The following is an 18,727-nucleotide window of genomic DNA, read 5'->3' as shown; positions in this document are numbered from 1 at the left end:
CGCAGTTCAAGTTCATGCCTAACAATCAAGAAAAGCTCGCTACCAAAGCGGGCTCTTCTTATTGAGATCTGCTCTAATGCTGAATCGGTTGAATAGTTATACTTTTTGCCAGCCAGCAGATGAAGAGATGCTTCATATTCGCAATCTCCGCGTTGGGTTAAGGGTCGCGCTGCTTATCTCAAGAAAACGCGCATGATGCATCATTTAAATCATCAACCTGGTCATCATTCTGTTGATTTGCTTGCCTGATCGCATAACATAAATGATTAATGAGGTTGCGCCTTTCTCCATTCGGTGTAAGCTCCCAACCTCTGTAATTATGAACCAATATACAGTTTATTTTCTGAGAAGACCGCTGAGTATCCACGTCTATACAGCTCAAAATATGCTGCGAACGGATCACCATTCAATTTATAACGGTGCCACTGAAGATAATATGAAATCCAGTAATCACAGGCAATCGAGTAATACGCCTCATCCAAAACTTCAATCGGTTCATCGTACTCCTTCTGTTCGCTGATGATATCAAAAATCGTCTCATATATTTCAGGATCGTATTTCTGACGAATTCCATCTATCGATCCAGGAGGTAAAATTCTAACCTCTTCGATTCCAAGCAGGTAATTTGCTGAATCTATCGTATCTGCCTTCTTAGAGAATTCCAACATTAAATCCTTTAAGCCTTGAATAAACTGTCTGCCATAATCTATTAATATCTCATTGGGTACATCGCCAGCTTTACTATTAAAATACCCTGGCACTGCAGGACCCCTAAAATCCTCAGGATTTAGCATTTCATAGATTTGTACTATCCTCTGCAAATAAGCATGCCCATCTTCAAGAGGTTCAAAAGTAGCCTCTACGCCTTTTCCATCTGGCATATACATTTGGAAATACCCATAGAACTGAGCTTCATCAATATCTGATTCATCGGAATCCATCTCGTCATTCATAAAGTGAAGCAAATACCTTGCATAAGACTGTTTATCCATATGTATCTCTCCTCTTTCACTTATCGGGGGAGTGTTGAGTTATTTTTAATCATATTACTGGAATGAAAAACAGCAAATTCCCGAGAGATATTGCTCGCTTTATTTTCATCTTGTTTTTCTCCCTTTAAATGATGCAAACTCCTTAAAGGCGTTGTTATATGTATGTAAAGACAATGTCTATCCGATAGTTGATACCACATTTCCATCTTGATCCTTGATGTATGTTTTAACGACTTGAAGTTTTAAATTTTTATAAGAAGACAATTGAATTTCTCCTTCTTTGGGCAGAAGTTTGTGCATGAGCTCGTTAACAACCGCTTCATCTATTTTCAAATGAACGTTATGCTCATCTATTTCGATTCCGGTCGTTGAAGCGAGTTCCAATGTTACTCTTATCTCATTGCTCATTAAAATCAAGTCTTTTCCCTTAAGCAGTCGGCCACGAAGCAGCATTCCAACCGTACCAGCTTGCTTCGCTCCTAATATAAGCACAGACGGCTGCTTACTGAACAGCCCATTCTTACCCGGTTCCCAAGCCAATTGATCCACATATAAAAATCCAGTGCTCGAACCGTCACGATCTATTCCTACTTGAACACTTTCCTGCACAGCAGGGACTTGCAGAATAGTATTTCGGGATAAGTCCGTAATATAACCCGGCAGTTCAGCTTTTCCTGCTTCAAGTAAACCTCTTGTATTCCATGTTTTCATAGCTTCCAGCTCATCCTCAGTAATCCCAACCATTTGAAGAAATTCAACGCGTCCGTTAGGCGTATGCAACGTATCCAGTTCTGGATCTGGTATAAAAGCAAGGGCGGTCAATTGTGTATCAGCTCCTAAGCAGATTGGCCCATTGGCATCCAAATAATCACCTGATGCGAATATATTGCCGCTGTTAAACACATATCGTCCCATGTTTTGCAGCAGGTTTAATGCCCATGCTGGAGGCTCTTCCTCATCCTTGCTACGAGCCACCCGGAAGGTAAGTTCAAACCCATAGCCGCTGTAATCAGGATTTTCCGATTCCTTCTCATAGAGCTCCGAGAAACCAAAAGTGACAATATGCCAGTGTGGAAAAGGCGACTCCGCTTTATAAGCACTAAGGCCATCTAATGGATCTTGACCACCAAGCATATAAGGAATGGCGGTACCATAATGCTTTGGTTCCTGTTCCCCGTACAGCTTCGTTACTTCCTCTTCAATTGCATCCCAGCCTGTCGTATTTACTTCTTCGGTCATTTCTTCTCCTCCAACTCGTCAATTTTGCAGTTACTTGCCATATTATTGAAAATAGAAGCGGCTCAAGAGTGCATTATTGGGAAGCCCTTACCACACACTTCTGCTTATGCCACTTTTTCTTGCCAAAATGCTTACACATTTCTTGGAACTTTTCTATAAGCTTCCGAACGGATAATGGTACTGGTAACTCACTAGCAACATTGCCAATCATACACTACTTTTGAAAAATCCCTATTTTTCAATGCATCCTTTGGAATAGTGAAAACACAATTCCCAGAATCCCCAAACATAATTCCGCATTCATCATCGATATCCAGCTGCAATAAAAGAAAATCGCCATCGTCAAAACCGATATAGTCATTCTGCACAAAATAGGGATAACCGCCAATTCTGCTATCGCTGCTATAGCAATCATCACTCAGTTTCTCATATTCTACTTCTGATAGCTTATTCATAAAGATTTCTTGGAATAGATCTAATGAGGAAGACATAGGCATTTCCCTTGTTGTAAAATACATTTTACCGCTGTGTAAAAAAGGGAGATTCTCCTGATATTCTTCATTTTCATAAGGATGTTTCTTTACTAAATGTTCTTCATTTTCTTCATAATCTTCAATGTATTTTACTAGAATCGGTTCTTCCAAACCAAACATATCATCGTTTGCAACATAAAATTGCAATAATCCCTTTTCTGGTAATTCATCTAGATTCTCCAGTTCCGTCAGATTGATTTGTGCTAAAAACAACATAGGTTCCCCAGCTTGATCGGTTGGATAATCTTCAATATTTTTCAAATAGGGACATCCACCTAATTTACTATCCCAAGGTTTTGTTTCTTCACGCTTAAAGCATATCTCATTACTATACCTAAAAGTGCCTTTAATTAAGTTTACATGTTCTTTCAACAGTTCAGGAATTTCGTATTTTATCAATTTTGTTCCCCCTTTCTGATAAACGACTCTTTACTTAACCGATTTAAACTATATCACTTTTGGTAATTATTGGTAACCCAACCTAAATGCCTAATTTTTTCGGATAAGGATGTAAGTTTTCTCATCAGCTCTGGACAAGAACTAACACCTTTCATACAAAAAGACTATGACTTATTCCTTATCTTCCTGAAATTCTTAAAATTCTCGTTTCTCACTTGGACTATAAATAAATCTTTGGTAATCCGAGTCTCTTGAATCCATATCACCCAAATAAATCTGTTCATCGATGTTCTCGACATCTTGTACTACACACATATAGCAAATTACCAATGATTGTCTCGGAGCTTTTAACGAATTCTATTGATGATCCATCTTCCTTAAAACAAAGTATAGGTACATATGACTCATACCCACTTCCATAGTTATTAAAGTCCGCTTCGACCTTCAAACTAGTTATTGGAATTAAACTACCTACTAGATTGTTAATCTATGAATCGATCTCTTTTTCATTTGTCTGCTCCTCTTTGTAAGGAGCGAATTCCCCACATATGTCTGATGTCATATTGAATTTATTTCATTTTCTTTATGCCTTTCCGCCTTTAAAGTACAGTGTATTGTATCTACGAATCCGATTCCCTTAAATCTACTTTCCAAGAAAATTTACTAGCTATTGCGTTTGATAAATCCAATATTTCTTTCTCAATTTCATAAGTCAATTTATCAGGTATATCTATTTCTATTAGGTTTATTTCTTCAACATCATCAAGAGTATCGAATGCATAGCCACCATTTGAATTAGCTAGTATCCCTGTAACAATAATTTCTTCACCATCTATATTTTTATAAAATCTCAGTTTACTAATAGGTATTAGTCCTAACTCGATAATACAGAATTGCTCAATCTCAAACGATTGTATTGTTTTTTGATATTGATCATCAGAATAAACCATTATATAGTCATACATATTAATTACCATCCATCCTGAAAACAGGAAACACTATCTCTTTAATAGGTTTCTTACCGTACTTTAGCACTGCTTTCCTTTAACTTTTTAGTATGTGTGATTCCGAGAGGCTTCATAATGTTAAAATGCTTGTATCTGATATGTAACCGTAAATATAGTATGTATCATTATCTAGTCGATATGGAATGGATAATTCCTTTAATATATTAACGAAATCATCTGTAATATCTATTATTTCCGGCGATATCAGACTGCCACGATGTTTCAAATATCTTGGCCTTACTCTAATCCACTCAACACGGTAAAATGGTACAATGCCCTCTTTCCAATCTCCCCAATACCAAACATCTGTTTCAAATTCTTCTGGGTGTAATCTATCTTCTAACAAATATTTGCCTTGGTATGGTGGCGGAAATAACAAAGTATTTATAACTGCATCTTGGAGTTCTCGCCACTTTGTATCATTCATGATAGAAACTAAATTTCTTTCAGCAATGGTCTCAAATACTCTCATTTTGTTTTGTTTTGGTACCATATTAAATCCTCAGTTCGATAAGTGATTTGTTTATGTTTTAAGTGACCGTTAAAGCTTTCCTCATTCCTACTTTGCCGCCAATAATTTAATATTTTTTAAATGTCTACATATCACGAAGCAGCGAAGTATCCAACGCCTCTTTCCCCAACAATAAACTTTAGTATCATTATCTCGAGATAGCTTACTTCATTTGATTTACCGATATGAACCTGATAATCAATTTTACTCAGTTCTTCTAGCTTCCTTTGATTTGTAATTATATTCATGTATCTCCCTCATTTGTTGAAGGTATATATTTCCTAATTTTACTAACCTTATATTTCTTAAGGTATTAAATAAAATAATATCCCCGCTTCTTAGCTGGTAAATGCTTAGAAAAGGGGGAGTATAGTGTATATAAAAGCGTATTGTATACACTGATAGGACGTACACAAGTTATCGCTTATAGTCGGGCTGTTCCAAAGTAATAGGATTCGGATTGCTGAGTACCCAACGCACTGCCAGTTCGCATAGTCTTGCAGGTTCATCACTGCCATAGCCGTTTTGAAGTTTATTCACTAATGTTTTTGCCTCCTGCAGTAAAGCGGGATGTAATGGTGTGCCCAAGTTAAAGTAATGGTTCAAACGATTGAGCATCTGACGAAATTGGTTATCCCAGTTGATTCCGCCGTTATCTAATATTTCGTATGATACTTTACCAGTAATACGGATAACCTCACCCTGAACTGTGTTCGCATGCCCTTTTGAAGGAACTAGTAAACTCCAGAGTTCATGATGCTGCGCCTGCCATCTCTTTGTAGATACTGTTATTGAAGATGTACCGTCATGCGTTTTTCGCTTCTCTACTGGAGGAACCTCAAATAGCTCATATAGACGTAAAAGTGCCTCATCCGTTTGATTCAAATATTCTTTATTAAAGCCTTCTCTGTGAAATTCAAAGTCGTTTCCGATTCGCTTAATCGAGTCTTTCATTGCCGGCGTTACAGTTGCTCCGGCGTTAAGCAGAATATCTGCAACTTCCGCCATACTGACGATATCTATGTTTCTACACACAGCTAAAGCTTTTTCTAAAGGAGTCTGTTTCATCTTATTTTGTGCGCTAAAATTTGCACCTTTAGCAACCAACGTGTGAACCGCAATTGGCTTAAAAGAACCTGCGGCAGCAAATAAAGGAGTTTCGTTTTGATAATCAATCGCTTCTATATCTGCACCCAGCTCAAGCAGCAATTCAGTATTCCCGCACCAACTTATTGCATGTTTATGTAGAGCCGTTTTTCCGTAAGTGTCTCCAGCATTTATATCAGCCCCCTGTTCCACGAGCCAGCGAACCAATTCATTTGGTATATTGAAAAAGCTCAAGGCTGTTGATTTACTGTAACCGCCACGGGCATCTATTTCGCATTGGTTAAATACCTCTTTTAATGCTAAAATATCACCTGCTTCAATTAGTTCATCAAAATTTTTCGGTAAGGTTTTTTTCTTCCTTCCCATCTGTGCTTCTCTCCTTGCGTTAGAGTTTATTAATTTCTTCATTGCCATATACATTCTAGTTTTTAGTAATTTGTTATTCTAAGATTAAGAATGATTAGATAAATATTTCTTCAGGTTCACTGACATCAAATTTTATCATTACTAATTTAAATTTCCCTATCCAAGATCTCCAATCACCGTTACTCATCTGTGCATAAAATGATAATCTACTTGATTCTACTGAGGCCACAATAAAAACATCATCATCTTCCTGCCCGAACCAATGGGGAATTACATTTTTTTGGAGTTCATGTTACTCATATGTGTCCACCCTTTAGCCTTATTAAAAACATACACTATTATTATTACAATCTAAAAAATTCCAGAAAATAACTATAATATCGAGACACGGCTAAAAGCAATGTTCTCCCCTGGTGTTGTTTACAGAAAAACTAGGGGACATTGAGGGAATCTCTTTTCCATTGCACTCTTCTCCACTCTATTCACCCCAATTACTATCTGTTTATTCTAGCTTCTGTGTTTTGCGCTGATTTCCTATCACTTTTCTTAATTTATTCTTCATATTCTTTATTATCTATTAGCATTACTTCATTTACCCAGTTATCAAAAGAGTTAAATTCTCGGGTTTTAGGCCACCTTGAGTCTATTTCTTTATCCCTCTTCCATGTTAGATGTACTTGTACATACTTTTGTGGATTCGTTTTGTATTGGTATAACACTTCGTCTTTATCTTCTCTTCGAGCAATGACTTCTAGATCAGCCCCATAAAGAACATGTTTTTCAGATATTTCTTTATGTAGTTCTTCAAGAAAAATCATTGAAGTTTCAGGTATCCATGGTTCTAAAAATTCCTTCTGTAGCAGAAGCATTATAATCCCCCCATCTCCTGTGAAAATGTTATTGAAGTTCTTTATTTATTTGTGGAAGTGGAGGGTCAAGCCCCACATTTCAGCTCGTGCTTGTGCAAATCTAACTTCGCAGCAACTCGTCACGCGCTTCCGTCAGCGCGAACCCCAGCAAATTTCTCCCCCGCCATTTCACTGGATTCTCCACATCTAGATTGGACTGGCCCATGCCGATCCCCCAAATACGGTCCCGCGGGCTAGCTTCGACGAGGATGCGGTTCTTGGTCGAGTTGAGATAATCGGCAAGCTTCGGATTCTGCGAAAATTTGGCCAAGCTGGCTCTTTTGACAATGCCGTAGCATTCATTATCCCAAATATCTTTGTCAAAGTTTCGGACCGCACGTCCAAAAGCCTTCATCTCCTTTGGATGCTTAGCTTTAAGTATAGACTCCAGCATTTCGTCATCACCGAACAGCCTTGCCTTCTCGGCCATCATAAACTGTTCGGCGCAGGTGTACTGCGTTCCCTCTACCGTGAACGGGCACATCCACCATTGGCTGAAGCAACTTTTGTCGACGCTCCCGTCCTTGGGTGGTGTATGTCCCCAAAAAAACACGAATTTGAACTTTTTTCCCTCGTTATATGCTTTTCTTAACTCATCGATATTATAAATCATCGTCAATCCTCCAATTTCTCCGATACAAGCGGGATGGTCTATGTCCGGCATTTTCGGTGTAATGATCGGTCTCCGCTACAAGATCGGCCACTTTACGCCGGAAGGCCGCCTTCAACAACTCTTTATCGGTAATTACTTCATAAACCTGCTGCAGTTCCGTTAAGGTAAAAAACTTCGGCATCAAATGCAGTGCAATATCGGTATAATTCACTTTTCCCCGCAGCCGCTCAATAGCGCATGCTATGATCTTCGCATGGTCGAAGGCCAATCCGTCATTCGATACGATCTCATAATCTGTGCCAGTCGATGTAGTCTTCGTTGTCATCGTCTTTGCCACGACCGCCGTAAGTTCTTCTTCTTCACTGCTTAGTCTGAGTTCATACTCTAGCGTCTTGATGTATCCGTCCTCAATCAGCTCTTTTTGCTCCCGCAGTGGCCGAAAGGATACCTTAAACCATGCAGCGTCTGCTGCATCATCTCCCGCCTTAATCTCCAAATTGCCGCTGTTAATCAGAGCCATATAGCTGCAGCTTATCACCCAGGTACGTGGGTCTCGCCCGATATCACTGAACGTATACAGCTGCTCCAAATACACGTCTTCCACGCCGGTTTCCTCGCTTAGTTCCCTTACTGCCGCCTGCTCAGTCGTCTCATTCGGCCGGACAAAGCCGCCAGGAAGCGCCCATTTGCCTAGAAAGGGGTGTCCCCCCCGGCGAATAAGCAGGACGCGCAGCTCTTTTTCCGGAAGTTTTCGATAACTGTCAGCCTCTTCTTCTGTCACAGTGAAAATAACCATATCCGTCGTCACCGAAGGCCGCTCATAATCCCCTGCCCTGTACTGCTCCAAAAATTCGCGTTCCGTAAGTCCATCCTTGTTCAACAAATCCAATTGAGTACGCCTCCTTTATTTATGATTTAACCATTCAGCTCTCCGAAATAGTTTCCGTAGGATTCGAACTTCGCCAGCACCTCGTCAACCTTGCGTATTCGTTCCTCCAGGCTCCCCCTCAGCGTAATATAGGGGATCCGCCGCTCTTTCAAATCCGCGATTATCTGTTTATGAAAAACATGCCGCTTCTGATCTCCGCTGCGGTCCCACGTATCGTCGTAAGGAATATCATCATCGCACAGGAAGAACAGATCGTAGCGCTGCGCGTTCTCCAGAGCGATCCGGGTTAACAGCTCGGGGGCCCGCCCGTGGTAATCCAAAGCGAACATATACGTCGTAATCGCATTGGTATCGATGAAAAGAAACCGGTTCGCCGCAAGCATTGCCTGTTCTTCGCGCTCGATATGACCCACCGCGATTTCATCGAACGCTTCCAGACCGATTCGGCGGTCCACCTGATGCTCGGTCCAATAATCGCGTCCGTATTCGCTTGCGAACGTCGTGCAATATCGCCGTGCCAGCGCTTCGGTGATCGTCGACTTCCCCGTCGACATCGCTCCAACGAATACCACTTTCGTGATCAAATCCCGGTACACGATATCACTTACGAACTCCCTGTACTTATATGGATCGGAACGGACCATCGTCGCTGAGATCGGAACCTGCTCGCGGGCTTCATCCACCCGCCGGTCTACCGCACCCAAAGCGAGTCTCATATGCCCGCCGTAGAGCTCGCTCGAATAAAAATGCGTTACCTGCTCACCGTTCAGTAAACCGAGTATATATTGTTCTTCCCGAATCTCATGCTCCCTATCATCCGAATACCCGTCTGGGCCATCCCAAGCTTCGATGACCCGGACTTCCGGGTAGAGCCTGCGAATCCAATTTGCCCTGACATGAAGCGGGATCAGGGTGACCGTCGTCTCGTAAATGACCACGATCAATTCATCAACCTCTTGTAGTGCCGTTTCGATCATGAACTGATGACCTTTATGCAACGGGGCAAACTTCCCCAGTGTTAGTCCAAGGGTTTTCATACCGACCTTTTTCATCTTGCATCCCTCCGCTTTTTCCACTCATTCATAGGGCAAAAAACTTTAACTCCACTTAGTATCATTTTGTTAATAACATATTGTTACTATCAAAATTAACAGAAAATCCTGCAAAGTTCAAGTAAATTCTTCCAATTTCCACAAGCTGTTTCTTATTTATTGGTGATCGTTTGTTATAAGGTGGAACATAAATCCGGAAGAGGCATAGATTTTATGTCTGTAGCATCATAGCGCGGAGAAGATGGTTATAAACGTGGCCCTGTTGGAGGGAGTCCAGTAATTGAGGATAAGGTATCTTAACTATCAGAGGAGTCTAATTCGAAACAAACAAGCAGCGTATTCATGCCACTTCCGTTTGTGTAGAAAATGTGTAGAACCTTTCCTTTTTCTATCCTTTGCTAAGGTATTCTCAAAAAGGAAAAAGCACCTCAAACCCCTTATACTAAAGGATTTGAAGCGCTTTTTAGTTGATTTAAACTTATTCTATCTGAATCTTATTACGTCCCAGGAGAGATTCGAACTCCCGACCGTACGCTTAGAAGGCGTATGCTCTATCCAGCTGAGCTACTGGGACATTTTAAAAGTATTTCAAAGACAAGTTTTATTATATAAGAAAAGCAGATAAAAGTCAATACAAAATAATATATTTTTTAGGGAAGCTTTGTTTGGCTCCCCTAATAGTATATGCTGTTCAATCTCTTTTTGGAAGGGAAAATACTTGTGTTAAATGATTTAATTTTCCATTTGTAAGATCATGAACATGAAGTATTATTTCACTTTCATTTACTTCTAAAATAACAAATGTCTTTTCTATTCTTCCTCTTGGAAGTCTTATACTCCCAGGATTAATATACAGTATATCATCGATCATTTCTGCCCCAAGGAAATGAGAATGCCCGAAACAAACAATATTAGCAGCTGCTTCTTGCGCACGCAAAGAGAGATTGAATAATGTTGACTTTACCCCATACCGATGACCATGTGTCACAAAAACACGAAGACCACCACATTCTTTAACAAGTTCCTCAGGAAATGTTCCCACATAGTCACAATTCCCTTGAACAACGAAGTAGTTTTCTAAGGCTTCTTCGTCAGCAGGCAGCTCAGAATCTCCACAATGAATCATCATCTCTACCTCATGGGCGTGCATAGCCTTAAGTTCCTGCAGTTCTTCTGTTAGTCCATGACTATCACTGACTATTAGAATCTTCACTTTTTTTCAGCTCCAGCTAAAAGAGAAGGCAGCTCACTTTCTAATTTACGAAGAGCATGTGCTCGGTGACTAATTTGTGCCTTTTCTTCTGGTTCCAGCTCTGCCATTGCTTTTCCCTTCTCAACTGCAAAGAATATCGGATCGTAGCCAAATCCGTGGGATCCCCTTTTTTCTTGTAAAATCCTTCCTTCACAGGTTCCTAGGACAGTAAACGTTTCCTGTCCAGGAGTAGCAACTGCAAGAGCACAGTAAAATCTAGCATGCCGTTCATTATCTGGAACATTTTCAAGCTCTTTTAACACTTTGTTCATATTTGCTTCATCGTTTTTATCTTCTCCTGCATATCGTGCAGAAAATATTCCAGGTCTTCCATCTAGTGCATCAATAGCAAGACCTGAATCATCAGCTATTACCATTCTGCCAAGAACCTTAGAAATCGTTTCTGCTTTTAACACCGCGTTTTCCTCAAATGTTGTTCCTGTCTCTTCAACATCCTGTATGTCAGGAAAATCTAACAGCGTCTTAACTTCAAAGCCGAGCGGCTGGAACATTCGGGCAAATTCCTTTGCTTTTCCTTGATTCTTTGTTGCAATAATTACTTCTGACATTATTCTAAGCACCTTCCCTTATTTCTCTTTTCTTGAGTTAATTTTACTAGTGATTTCTTCCCCAAGCGCTTCTTTTTGAATTTCAAATAACTGGACAATGCCATCCTGTCCAGCTTTTAATAATTCTTGGAGCTCATTATAAGAGAAAGTAGCTTCCTCTCCTGTCCCTTGCAGCTCAACAAATTCACCATTTCCCGTCATGACAATATTCATATCAACAAGTGCTTTTGAATCCTCGATATAATTTAAGTCGACAACCACTTGCTTATTCTCTAATATCCCAACACTTGTTGCAGCTAGAAAATCTTTGATTGGATACTTTGCAAGCTTTTTCGTTTTACTAACTTTTTCTAAAGCAAGCGCCATAGCAACGAATGCACCAGTAATCGATGCAGTTCTTGTCCCTCCATCTGCCTGAATAACATCACAGTCCAGCCAGATTGTTCTTTCTCCAAGTGCTTCAAGATCTACTATTGCACGAAGTGCTCGTCCAATTAAGCGCTGGATTTCCATCGTCCGCCCGGTAATTTTCCCCTTAGCAGATTCTCTAATATTTCTCGTCTCCGTTGCCCTAGGGAGCATCGAGTACTCAGCCGTTATCCAGCCCTTCCCTTCTCCTCTCATAAAAGGCGGAACGCGATCATCAATACTTGCCGTACAAATCACCTTTGTATTTCCAACACTTATTAAAACGGAGCCTTCTGGATGCATTAAATAGTTCGTTTCAATATGTATAGGTCTTAATTGTAGTTGTTCACGTCCATCTGCACGCATGGGATGATTCCTCCTAAATAGAATTGCTGAAGCTAGATAGCCTCTAAATAGTAGAAAAACTTGGGGTTCGCCAAGTCCTTCTAGCGAGTGCTATAGTTTTTCTGATACGACATTATAAGCAGGAACCTAATTTAAGTTAAATACCACTCAATAAATATCAATTTTCCCACTAGCCAATAAAGAAGAGGTGGCAGAAAATGCCTCCTCTTTTCGTTTATTCCTATAGTATATCAAAAACCGTGCGATTAAAAACTACCTGTGTTCACTTTTTCAGGACGAGTTACTGGTTCAGTCAGTTTTTCTCCCTTTTCATTCACTAGCTCTGCTTTTCCATCAACCGTTATTGCCACACCTTCAATGTCTTTCTGTTCAGTTAAAGACAGAACCAATGCAGTCAATAAATGTTCAGAAATTATTTTTTCCTCACTGCTGTATACAGCTTCATTAAAATTCAAAGTTATTTTCCCATTTTCAATTTTTGGATCATCTAAAAGCTTAACTTCGGGTAGGAACAAACTATCAAGATTCGACACATAACTTGGTCCCTTAATGAGTTCATTAACGACCGCCTTATAATCATTCTTCTCATTATTGGAGACACGCTTTGTGACAGGAACATAATAGTATGAGCCTTCACTTCCACCAATATAATAGACTGTAACAGGTCTTGTATTGTTTACGTCAAGAATATCTGTCGTGTCGAGATTAATCCCGTTTCCTCTGCTATAGGATTCCCCGATTGGTGTTCCGCCAACTGGCATTTCATTTAAAGCATTTCCGTTTAATTGAAACTTAACTTTATCAACCGTATCAAATTGTGTTAATGTCCACGTGACAGCCTGAAGAATTTTCTGTTCATCTTCCACTTGATAATCTTTAAACTCCTTGGAGAAATTTACCGTCGCAACTTTGTCCTTAATATCAACGGATAGCTTCGTATCAGCTGGGAGAACCGCCATGAAATCATTTGGCAGCAGCTCCGTTACTTTGCCATCCTTTACAAGATATTCGAGTGCTTGTGTAGCTACTGATTCCGTTTTTGGCAACTCCAAGGTTTGCGGCACAACTAAGCCATCCTTATTGATCAAGTATAGCTCTGTTTGAATCGTCCCAGTTACAGCTTCTTCATTTCCAGCTTTGTCCGTACCGGTTTCTGTATTTGTTGTTTCTCCAGTTACGGCTGATTCTTCATCCGTATATGTTACCGATGATTGAGGCGGATCAATTTTTTCTTTTCCTCCGCTCCCAAACAATCCGCATCCAGACAACAAAACGGATGAAACTAAGACTGCTGACACGATTGTTGTTTTTTTATTTATGGACATATTTAATCCCTCCAAAGACAGTTTGTACTAACATGTATACGAGCCTGTTTGTAAATTAGACCGTCTTCGGAGAAAAAAATTTCATTTTTCTTAGCCTCTCTTTATCAGAGGCTATTCTTTGTCAGCACTGCTTTAATTGAAAAATAATCAATTTTATTCGGCAGTTCTTCTTTTATCAGTTTAAGCTTTTCTGTCCCCACTTTTTGCACCGCTTCTAATATAAGACCTTCTGTGTCCTCATCAAATATCTCTTCCCAGTTAATATTCTGCCCCTCTCGAACCGCACGCAAAATATGCTCTTGAATTGTAATTGGAGAAAAATTACGAGCTTTAGCAATTTCATTAATGGACATTCCATCCATATAAAATTGATATGATTGTAAATAGCTTGGCGCATCTGACTCCTCTTGTTTCTTCAATGGAGTTTTCTGATCATCTTTAGGATTCTTCTTCTCCAATTCAATATTATTCTCAGCCATAAACTTTTTGATTTCTTCTATGAAATACACTCCATACTTTTCATATTTCATTTGTCCTACGCCTTTGACACTCAGCATTTCGGCCTTTTCTGTAGGATAATACCGGCTCATTTCCCTTAAAGCAGTATCTGCAAAGACAACGTATGGAGGGACCTTTTCCCGATCTGCTAATTTCTTGCGGAGCGTCCGTAGAACAGCAAATAATTCACTATTCTCATCAACTGCCGTGTCAGATGCTTGAATTGTTGTTTTCATATAAAGCTGTTCCTGCTGTTTTAATACCGGCAACGATTTCTCACTAAGCTTGACAACTGGATACTTGCTGTCGGTCAATAACAGATAGCCTTCAGCTAGCAAGTAGTTAATAATGTCAGTTATTTCTTTTTCCTTATACTGTTTTAGCAGCCCATAAGTAGATAATTCATTAAAATGTAATTCTTTTATTCGTTTATTTTGCGAGCCTTTTAACACTTGGGCAGTGAGGGTAACACCAAATCGCTCGCCCATCCTTTTAATGCAGGAAAAAATCATTAGCGCTTCCTTTGTAATATCTGCCTGTTCACGTTTATCCATGCAATTGCTGCATTTCCCGCAAGCATCCATTTTACTATTGGCATCAAAATACTCAATAATATAGGATTGCAGGCATTTTTCTGTATGGCAATAGTTTACCATTTGTTTTAATTTATTGTATTCCTGTTCCCGCTTCTGAAAATCTAGATTTGATTCTTCAATTAGAAATTTTTGAAGCTGAATATCTTGGGGAGAAAATAGTAAGTAGCAAGCACTTTCTTCTCCATCTCTGCCAGCACGTCCAGCTTCCTGATAATAAGCCTCTATGTTTCGCGGAAGGTTGTAGTGAATGACAAAACGAACATTCGACTTATCGATTCCCATGCCGAACGCATTGGTTGCGATCATAATATCTGCTTCATCATAAACAAACTCATTTTGTGCCTGCTTCCGGGCTGCTTCTCCTAGCCCGGCATGATATTTTGCAACTGAATGATTCATTGCGTTTAAATAATTAAAAAGCTGATCAGTCTCTTTTCTGCTAGAAGTGTAAATGATCCCTGATTCATTAGGATGTTTTTTAATAAATTGACTGATAAAATCTCTTTTATTCATGCCCTTTATCATATGAAAAGCTAGGTTCTCTCTAGCAAAGCCTGTAATAAAACTATCTTCTTCCGCTATCTTTAATAGTTTTCGAATATCATCTGCTACATCCTTTGTTGCGGTAGCTGTTAATGCTGCAATTACTGGTTTTTTATTTAATTTACTTAAATTCATAACAATCGATCGATAGCTCGGTCTGAAATCATGTCCCCATTGTGAAATACAATGCGCCTCATCAAATACAATCATTGAAATATCTAAAGAGTTCAGTACTTCTAGGAAGCTCTCAGATTCAAATCGTTCAGGTGCGACATAAACAAGCTTGAATTGACCTTGGCGTATACCAGACATTCTTTCCTGATATTCTTGACTTGAAAGTGAACTATTTATAAAGGTAGCGTGAATATTCGCCGCTAATAACGCATCAACTTGATCTTTCATGAGAGAAATTAATGGAGAAATAACTACGGCAAAACCAGGGAGCATAAGAGCAGGGATTTGGAAGCAAAGAGATTTCCCGCCTCCTGTTGGAAGGATACCGAGCGTATTGGTCTGTGCCAATAGATTACGAATAATCTCTCCTTGTCCCGCGCGGAAGGAGGAGTAACCAAAATATTGCTTTAAATAATGTTCAGCTTCTTTCAACAAATCTATCACCTTATTCTTATTCATTTCCCTTATTTTATCATGAATCTATAACAAAAAAACCTTCAGTACGAAGGTTTTAAAGCGAAATTTTTTTCACATTTATTACAGGCAGCTGCAGCCATTCAGAAGCAATCTTTTTAAAAATAGTTCTTGAGCCTGTCGTAAAAAATTGATGCTGGACTTCATTCTCGCACGAATTAAGCATTTCATAATGTGAGAGAATGGTGCTAGCTTCTCTTGCAGTCTCCTCACCAGAGCTAATTACTTTTACCTGATCTCCCATAACCTGTTGAATCGGCTGTTCCAGTAGCGGGTAATGTGTGCACCCTAATATGAGTGTATCTAAATCACGATTTAAAAGTGGCTGCAGCGTTTCGGTAACAACCTTCTTAGCTAAAGGACCACCGTATTCTCCGCTTTCAACAAGCGGAACAAATTTTGGACATGCCAAACTATGCACGACTGTTCTTCTATTTATTTGCTTTAACGCTTCCTCATATGCCCCGCTTTTAATTGTCCCAATCGTTCCAATTACGCCAATCCTGTGATTTTCTGTTTTTTTAATAGCAGCCCTAGCCCCAGGAGAAATAACGCCAATAACAGGAATGGATAACTCATTCCGAATTTCATCCAGCACAACGGCTGTTGCAGTATTGCAAGCTATTATTAGCATTTTTATATCTTTCGTTAACAAAAATCTAGTTAGCTCCCATGTAAACGCTTTTACTTCTTCACCAGATCTTGGTCCATATGGACAGCGAGCTGTATCGCCTAAGTATACAATATTTTCATTCGGCAGCTGACGCATCACTTCTTTTGCTACGGTCAGCCCTCCGACACCTGAATCAATGATTCCAATTGGTTGTTTCAAACATACCGCCTCATTCTCCGCGCATATCTTGGTGTAATTTCATTAGGTTTGTTTTAAGGAGCTGAACTTCATCATTCGAAAAATTAATTAGCACCTCTTTTAAGTACAACTGCCTTTTTTGGATAACCTCATCAATAATCCGCTCTCCTTCTTCAAGAAGATGAATACGCACCACTCTGCGGTCATTCGGGTCTTTCACCCGTTTTACAAGCGTATTCTTTTCCATCCGATCAACAAGATCGGTTGTCGTACTAAATGCAAGATACATTTTATTAGAAAGCTCTCCAATTGTCATATCTCCATCTTCAAAAAGCCATTGCAGAGCTACAAATTGGGGTGGAGTAATTTTGTAATTACTTAAAATTTCCCGGCCTTTTTGTTTAATAATTCCTGATATGTATCGCAGTTCTTTTTCAATTGCTGCCACAGAATCTACTTCTTCGTTAAGAATAACATCTTCCAGCTCCATTAGAAACAACTCCCATAATTGCTTTTCTAATCATCTATATCTTATAAAATTTACTTTCATTTTCATTTTATTTTCGCCTTTTTTCGAGCAAATTTCAAGGAGAAAAAAAAGCAATAATAATTCTTCCCAAAAATAATTTTAACCGGCATCCAATAAATTGGATTGCCGGTCTTAATTAAAGTTCTAGCTCTCCCATTCGAAGGAGCTCTACAACAGCTTGTGATCGCCCCTTAACACCAAGCTTTTGCATGGCATTCGAAATGTGGTTTCGAACCGTTTTCTCGCTTATAAACAATTCACCAGCGATTTCTCTTGTTGTTTTATCTTGTACTAACAGTTCGAATACTTCTCTTTCTCGTTTGGTGAGTAACGGCTTGTGAGTATATTCGTTCTCCTTCAAGTATTGTAACCCTCCTTGCCTTTCGCCAGCTATGAACCGCGGGGTGGGTATATATTTAGTCACCATATCATATGTCAAGCAGGGACCTGAAGTGACTGCAATCCATCAAGGAGAACGTTTTATTTTAGTAAATGTGTTTCTGCGTAATTAAGCTTTAATTTTTTCATGATTTTCAAGCAATTTTCGCTGGTCTTCTGTCCAAGGTACACCTTTTCCTTCTCTTTTTGACATTTGCACCATTGCCCCTCTGCCTGTAAAGCAAATCGAACCATCTTCCTTTTTGCCCATATAGTGAATATCTACTGACGATTTTCCAATCGCATTGGCTTTAACATACACCTTCAGATTTTCATCAAAAAAGACTTGCTGAAGGAAATCACATTGAAGATCGGCGACTACAGGGATGGTTTCGTTCATTGGTTTTACCCACTCCTGCATGAATCCTTTATACTTAAAAAATTCTATCCTCGCCATCTCAAAGTACGTAAAAGGGACTGTATTGTTAAGGTGACCAAACATATCCGTTTCCGAAAAGCGGACTTTAATTTCATAATAAAAATCGAATCCCTTATCCCATTCTGCCATATCAGAAATATAATTTATTTTTGACATCTTTCTGCCTCCATTTCAAAAATGAATAATGATTCATTATTCATATTATAAATTAATTAGAATTATTTGAAAAGTAGAGTCTCCTATTATTAGTCCATACCTTAATTTCTTAGAAATATTTGCTAATAAATCTAATAGGCAGGTGTTGACTTCCGCTACAGGTTGCTCCCTTTCCGCGGGGTGGGCGCTTATCCTCCCCGGAGCACAACGCTCCTGCGGGGTCTCACCTGTCCCACTCCTCCTGCAGGAGTCCCGCACCTTCCGCTACAGTCAACCAAGATATTTGGCCAACAATGTTGATACAAAAAAACCCACTCTTATTTAGAGTGACCCAGTAAAATGAGACAAGGAAAAAACACCCCCTGTATCTTATTTAGTTAGTAACTAATCGATACTTCTGGAGGGTGTTTTTTATATGGGAAAGAAGGTACATTATCCATCAGAGTTTAAAATAAAAGCAATTGAAATGAAAAAGAATGGAATAAAGAACTCAGAAATCATGAAGGAATTGGGGATAAAGAATGTCACACAAATCAAGACGTGGATGCGTTGGGAGCGTAATGGTGAAAGCTATCGTTTTGATCAGCCTATCG

21 protein-coding genes and 1 tRNA gene are annotated in these 18,727 nt (G+C 39.4%); 1 reads left to right on the top strand and 21 read right to left on the bottom strand.

The genetic code is table 11. The annotated features are described in order from the left end of the window. Window positions 1-317 precede the first annotated feature (317 nt). The 21 genes from ASU02_RS04950 to ASU02_RS04855 all read right to left on the bottom strand — a co-directional run bounded on the left by ASU02_RS04950 (window position 318) and on the right by ASU02_RS04855 (window position 18,134). Window positions 318-992, bottom strand: coding sequence for a hypothetical protein (locus ASU02_RS04950; RefSeq protein ID WP_057761589.1), 675 nt, complete (start codon window positions 990-992; stop codon window positions 318-320). A gap of 177 nt (window positions 993-1,169) precedes the next feature. Then, window positions 1,170-2,231, bottom strand: a complete 1,062-nt coding sequence (locus ASU02_RS04945; RefSeq protein WP_057761587.1) for a suppressor of fused domain protein — start codon at window positions 2,229-2,231, stop codon at window positions 1,170-1,172. A gap of 191 nt (window positions 2,232-2,422) precedes the next feature. Further along, entirely contained in the window at window positions 2,423-3,163 is a 741-nt protein-coding gene (locus ASU02_RS04940; protein ID WP_057761585.1) for a YwqG family protein, read from the bottom strand. A 620-nt stretch (window positions 3,164-3,783) separates the two neighbouring features. After that, the gene (locus ASU02_RS04935) at window positions 3,784-4,128 is read right to left on the bottom strand and encodes a hypothetical protein (RefSeq protein ID WP_057761584.1); all 345 of its coding nucleotides are present in this window, start codon (window positions 4,126-4,128) and stop codon (window positions 3,784-3,786) included. A 112-nt stretch (window positions 4,129-4,240) separates the two neighbouring features. Further along, window positions 4,241-4,663, bottom strand: coding sequence for a DUF6678 family protein (locus tag ASU02_RS04930; protein WP_057761582.1), 423 nt, complete (start codon window positions 4,661-4,663; stop codon window positions 4,241-4,243). Between the two features lie 110 nt (window positions 4,664-4,773). Next, entirely contained in the window at window positions 4,774-4,929 is a 156-nt protein-coding gene (locus tag ASU02_RS26310) for a hypothetical protein (RefSeq protein ID WP_157684480.1), read from the bottom strand. Window positions 4,930-5,098: 169 nt separating this feature from the next. Then, a complete protein-coding gene (locus ASU02_RS04925; RefSeq protein WP_057761579.1) occupies window positions 5,099-6,154 on the bottom strand; it encodes an ankyrin repeat domain-containing protein in 1,056 nt (351 codons plus the stop codon). Window positions 6,155-6,705: 551 nt separating this feature from the next. Beyond that, on the bottom strand, window positions 6,706-7,023 hold the full coding sequence (locus ASU02_RS04920; RefSeq protein WP_057761577.1) for a hypothetical protein: 318 nt from the start codon (window positions 7,021-7,023) through the stop codon (window positions 6,706-6,708). 100 nt (window positions 7,024-7,123) lie between these two features. Beyond that, window positions 7,124-7,675, bottom strand: coding sequence for an NADAR family protein (locus tag ASU02_RS04915; RefSeq protein ID WP_057761575.1), 552 nt, complete (start codon window positions 7,673-7,675; stop codon window positions 7,124-7,126). Beyond that, complete coding sequence (locus ASU02_RS04910; RefSeq protein WP_057761574.1) at window positions 7,665-8,564, bottom strand: NUDIX domain-containing protein; 900 nt, start codon at window positions 8,562-8,564, stop codon at window positions 7,665-7,667. Before ASU02_RS04910 ends, ASU02_RS04915 begins: the two co-directional genes overlap by 11 nt. Before the next feature lie 26 nt (window positions 8,565-8,590). Next, window positions 8,591-9,601, bottom strand: a complete 1,011-nt coding sequence (locus ASU02_RS04905) for an AAA family ATPase (RefSeq protein ID WP_057761755.1) — start codon at window positions 9,599-9,601, stop codon at window positions 8,591-8,593. A 515-nt stretch (window positions 9,602-10,116) separates the two neighbouring features. Further along, window positions 10,117-10,190: transfer RNA gene (locus ASU02_RS04900), tRNA-Arg, on the bottom strand. Between the two features lie 117 nt (window positions 10,191-10,307). After that, a complete protein-coding gene (locus ASU02_RS04895) occupies window positions 10,308-10,829 on the bottom strand; it encodes a metallophosphoesterase family protein (protein WP_057761572.1) in 522 nt (173 codons plus the stop codon). Continuing rightward, window positions 10,826-11,437: an XTP/dITP diphosphatase gene (locus ASU02_RS04890; RefSeq protein WP_057761570.1), complete on the bottom strand. Its 612-nt coding sequence runs from the start codon at window positions 11,435-11,437 to the stop codon at window positions 10,826-10,828. The genes ASU02_RS04895 and ASU02_RS04890 overlap by 4 nt, the downstream gene beginning before the upstream one ends. A gap of 18 nt (window positions 11,438-11,455) precedes the next feature. Then, window positions 11,456-12,211 carry a ribonuclease PH gene (gene rph / locus ASU02_RS04885; protein WP_057761566.1) on the bottom strand — a complete coding sequence of 252 codons (756 nt, stop codon included), beginning with the start codon at window positions 12,209-12,211 and terminating at the stop codon, window positions 11,456-11,458. Window positions 12,212-12,456: 245 nt separating this feature from the next. Next, a complete protein-coding gene (locus ASU02_RS04880) occupies window positions 12,457-13,536 on the bottom strand; it encodes a GerMN domain-containing protein (protein ID WP_057761564.1) in 1,080 nt (359 codons plus the stop codon). A gap of 104 nt (window positions 13,537-13,640) precedes the next feature. Beyond that, entirely contained in the window at window positions 13,641-15,782 is a 2,142-nt protein-coding gene (recQ, locus tag ASU02_RS04875; RefSeq protein WP_057761561.1) for a DNA helicase RecQ, read from the bottom strand. Window positions 15,783-15,858: 76 nt separating this feature from the next. Beyond that, on the bottom strand, window positions 15,859-16,653 hold the full coding sequence (gene racE / locus ASU02_RS04870) for a glutamate racemase (protein ID WP_057761559.1): 795 nt from the start codon (window positions 16,651-16,653) through the stop codon (window positions 15,859-15,861). A gap of 10 nt (window positions 16,654-16,663) precedes the next feature. Next, window positions 16,664-17,122 (bottom strand): MarR family winged helix-turn-helix transcriptional regulator, encoded by a 459-nt coding sequence (locus ASU02_RS04865; protein WP_057761556.1) that lies wholly within the window; start codon window positions 17,120-17,122, stop codon window positions 16,664-16,666. Between the two features lie 175 nt (window positions 17,123-17,297). Beyond that, complete coding sequence (locus ASU02_RS04860; protein WP_009333184.1) at window positions 17,298-17,522, bottom strand: helix-turn-helix domain-containing protein; 225 nt, start codon at window positions 17,520-17,522, stop codon at window positions 17,298-17,300. A 147-nt stretch (window positions 17,523-17,669) separates the two neighbouring features. Further along, window positions 17,670-18,134: an acyl-CoA thioesterase gene (locus tag ASU02_RS04855; protein WP_057761554.1), complete on the bottom strand. Its 465-nt coding sequence runs from the start codon at window positions 18,132-18,134 to the stop codon at window positions 17,670-17,672. 415 nt (window positions 18,135-18,549) lie between these two features. Between ASU02_RS04855 and ASU02_RS26830 the strand changes: the two genes are divergently transcribed. After that, on the top strand, window positions 18,550-18,727 hold a 178-nt coding region (locus ASU02_RS26830), incomplete at its 3' end, for a helix-turn-helix domain-containing protein (protein WP_232426156.1).

It is taken from the genome of Cytobacillus praedii, from assembly GCF_001439605.1.
Classification (GTDB): domain Bacteria; phylum Bacillota; class Bacilli; order Bacillales; family Cytobacillaceae; genus Cytobacillus; species Cytobacillus praedii.
This window is presented reverse-complemented; position numbering and strand designations above follow the sequence as displayed.

What these genes read in the sequence shown, in the direction of transcription:
- ASU02_RS04935 (WP_057761584.1), bottom strand. Translation starts at nt 4,128, where the DNA reads ATGTATGACTATATAATGGTTTATTCTGATGATCAATATCAAAAAACA.
- rph (WP_057761566.1), bottom strand. Translation starts at nt 12,211, where the DNA reads ATGCGTGCAGATGGACGTGAACAACTACAATTAAGACCTATACATATT.
- ASU02_RS04890 (WP_057761570.1), bottom strand. Translation starts at nt 11,437, where the DNA reads ATGTCAGAAGTAATTATTGCAACAAAGAATCAAGGAAAAGCAAAGGAA.
- ASU02_RS04880 (WP_057761564.1), bottom strand. Translation starts at nt 13,536, where the DNA reads ATGTCCATAAATAAAAAAACAACAATCGTGTCAGCAGTCTTAGTTTCA.
- ASU02_RS04920 (WP_057761577.1), bottom strand. Translation starts at nt 7,023, where the DNA reads ATGCTTCTGCTACAGAAGGAATTTTTAGAACCATGGATACCTGAAACT.
- ASU02_RS26310 (WP_157684480.1), bottom strand. Translation starts at nt 4,929, where the DNA reads ATGAATATAATTACAAATCAAAGGAAGCTAGAAGAACTGAGTAAAATT.
- ASU02_RS04915 (WP_057761575.1), bottom strand. Translation starts at nt 7,675, where the DNA reads ATGATTTATAATATCGATGAGTTAAGAAAAGCATATAACGAGGGAAAA.
- ASU02_RS04855 (WP_057761554.1), bottom strand. Translation starts at nt 18,134, where the DNA reads ATGTCAAAAATAAATTATATTTCTGATATGGCAGAATGGGATAAGGGA.
- ASU02_RS04950 (WP_057761589.1), bottom strand. Translation starts at nt 992, where the DNA reads ATGGATAAACAGTCTTATGCAAGGTATTTGCTTCACTTTATGAATGAC.
- ASU02_RS04865 (WP_057761556.1), bottom strand. Translation starts at nt 17,122, where the DNA reads ATGGAGCTGGAAGATGTTATTCTTAACGAAGAAGTAGATTCTGTGGCA.
- ASU02_RS04925 (WP_057761579.1), bottom strand. Translation starts at nt 6,154, where the DNA reads ATGGGAAGGAAGAAAAAAACCTTACCGAAAAATTTTGATGAACTAATT.
- ASU02_RS04905 (WP_057761755.1), bottom strand. Translation starts at nt 9,601, where the DNA reads ATGAAAACCCTTGGACTAACACTGGGGAAGTTTGCCCCGTTGCATAAA.
- ASU02_RS04930 (WP_057761582.1), bottom strand. Translation starts at nt 4,663, where the DNA reads ATGGTACCAAAACAAAACAAAATGAGAGTATTTGAGACCATTGCTGAA.
- ASU02_RS04945 (WP_057761587.1), bottom strand. Translation starts at nt 2,231, where the DNA reads ATGACCGAAGAAGTAAATACGACAGGCTGGGATGCAATTGAAGAGGAA.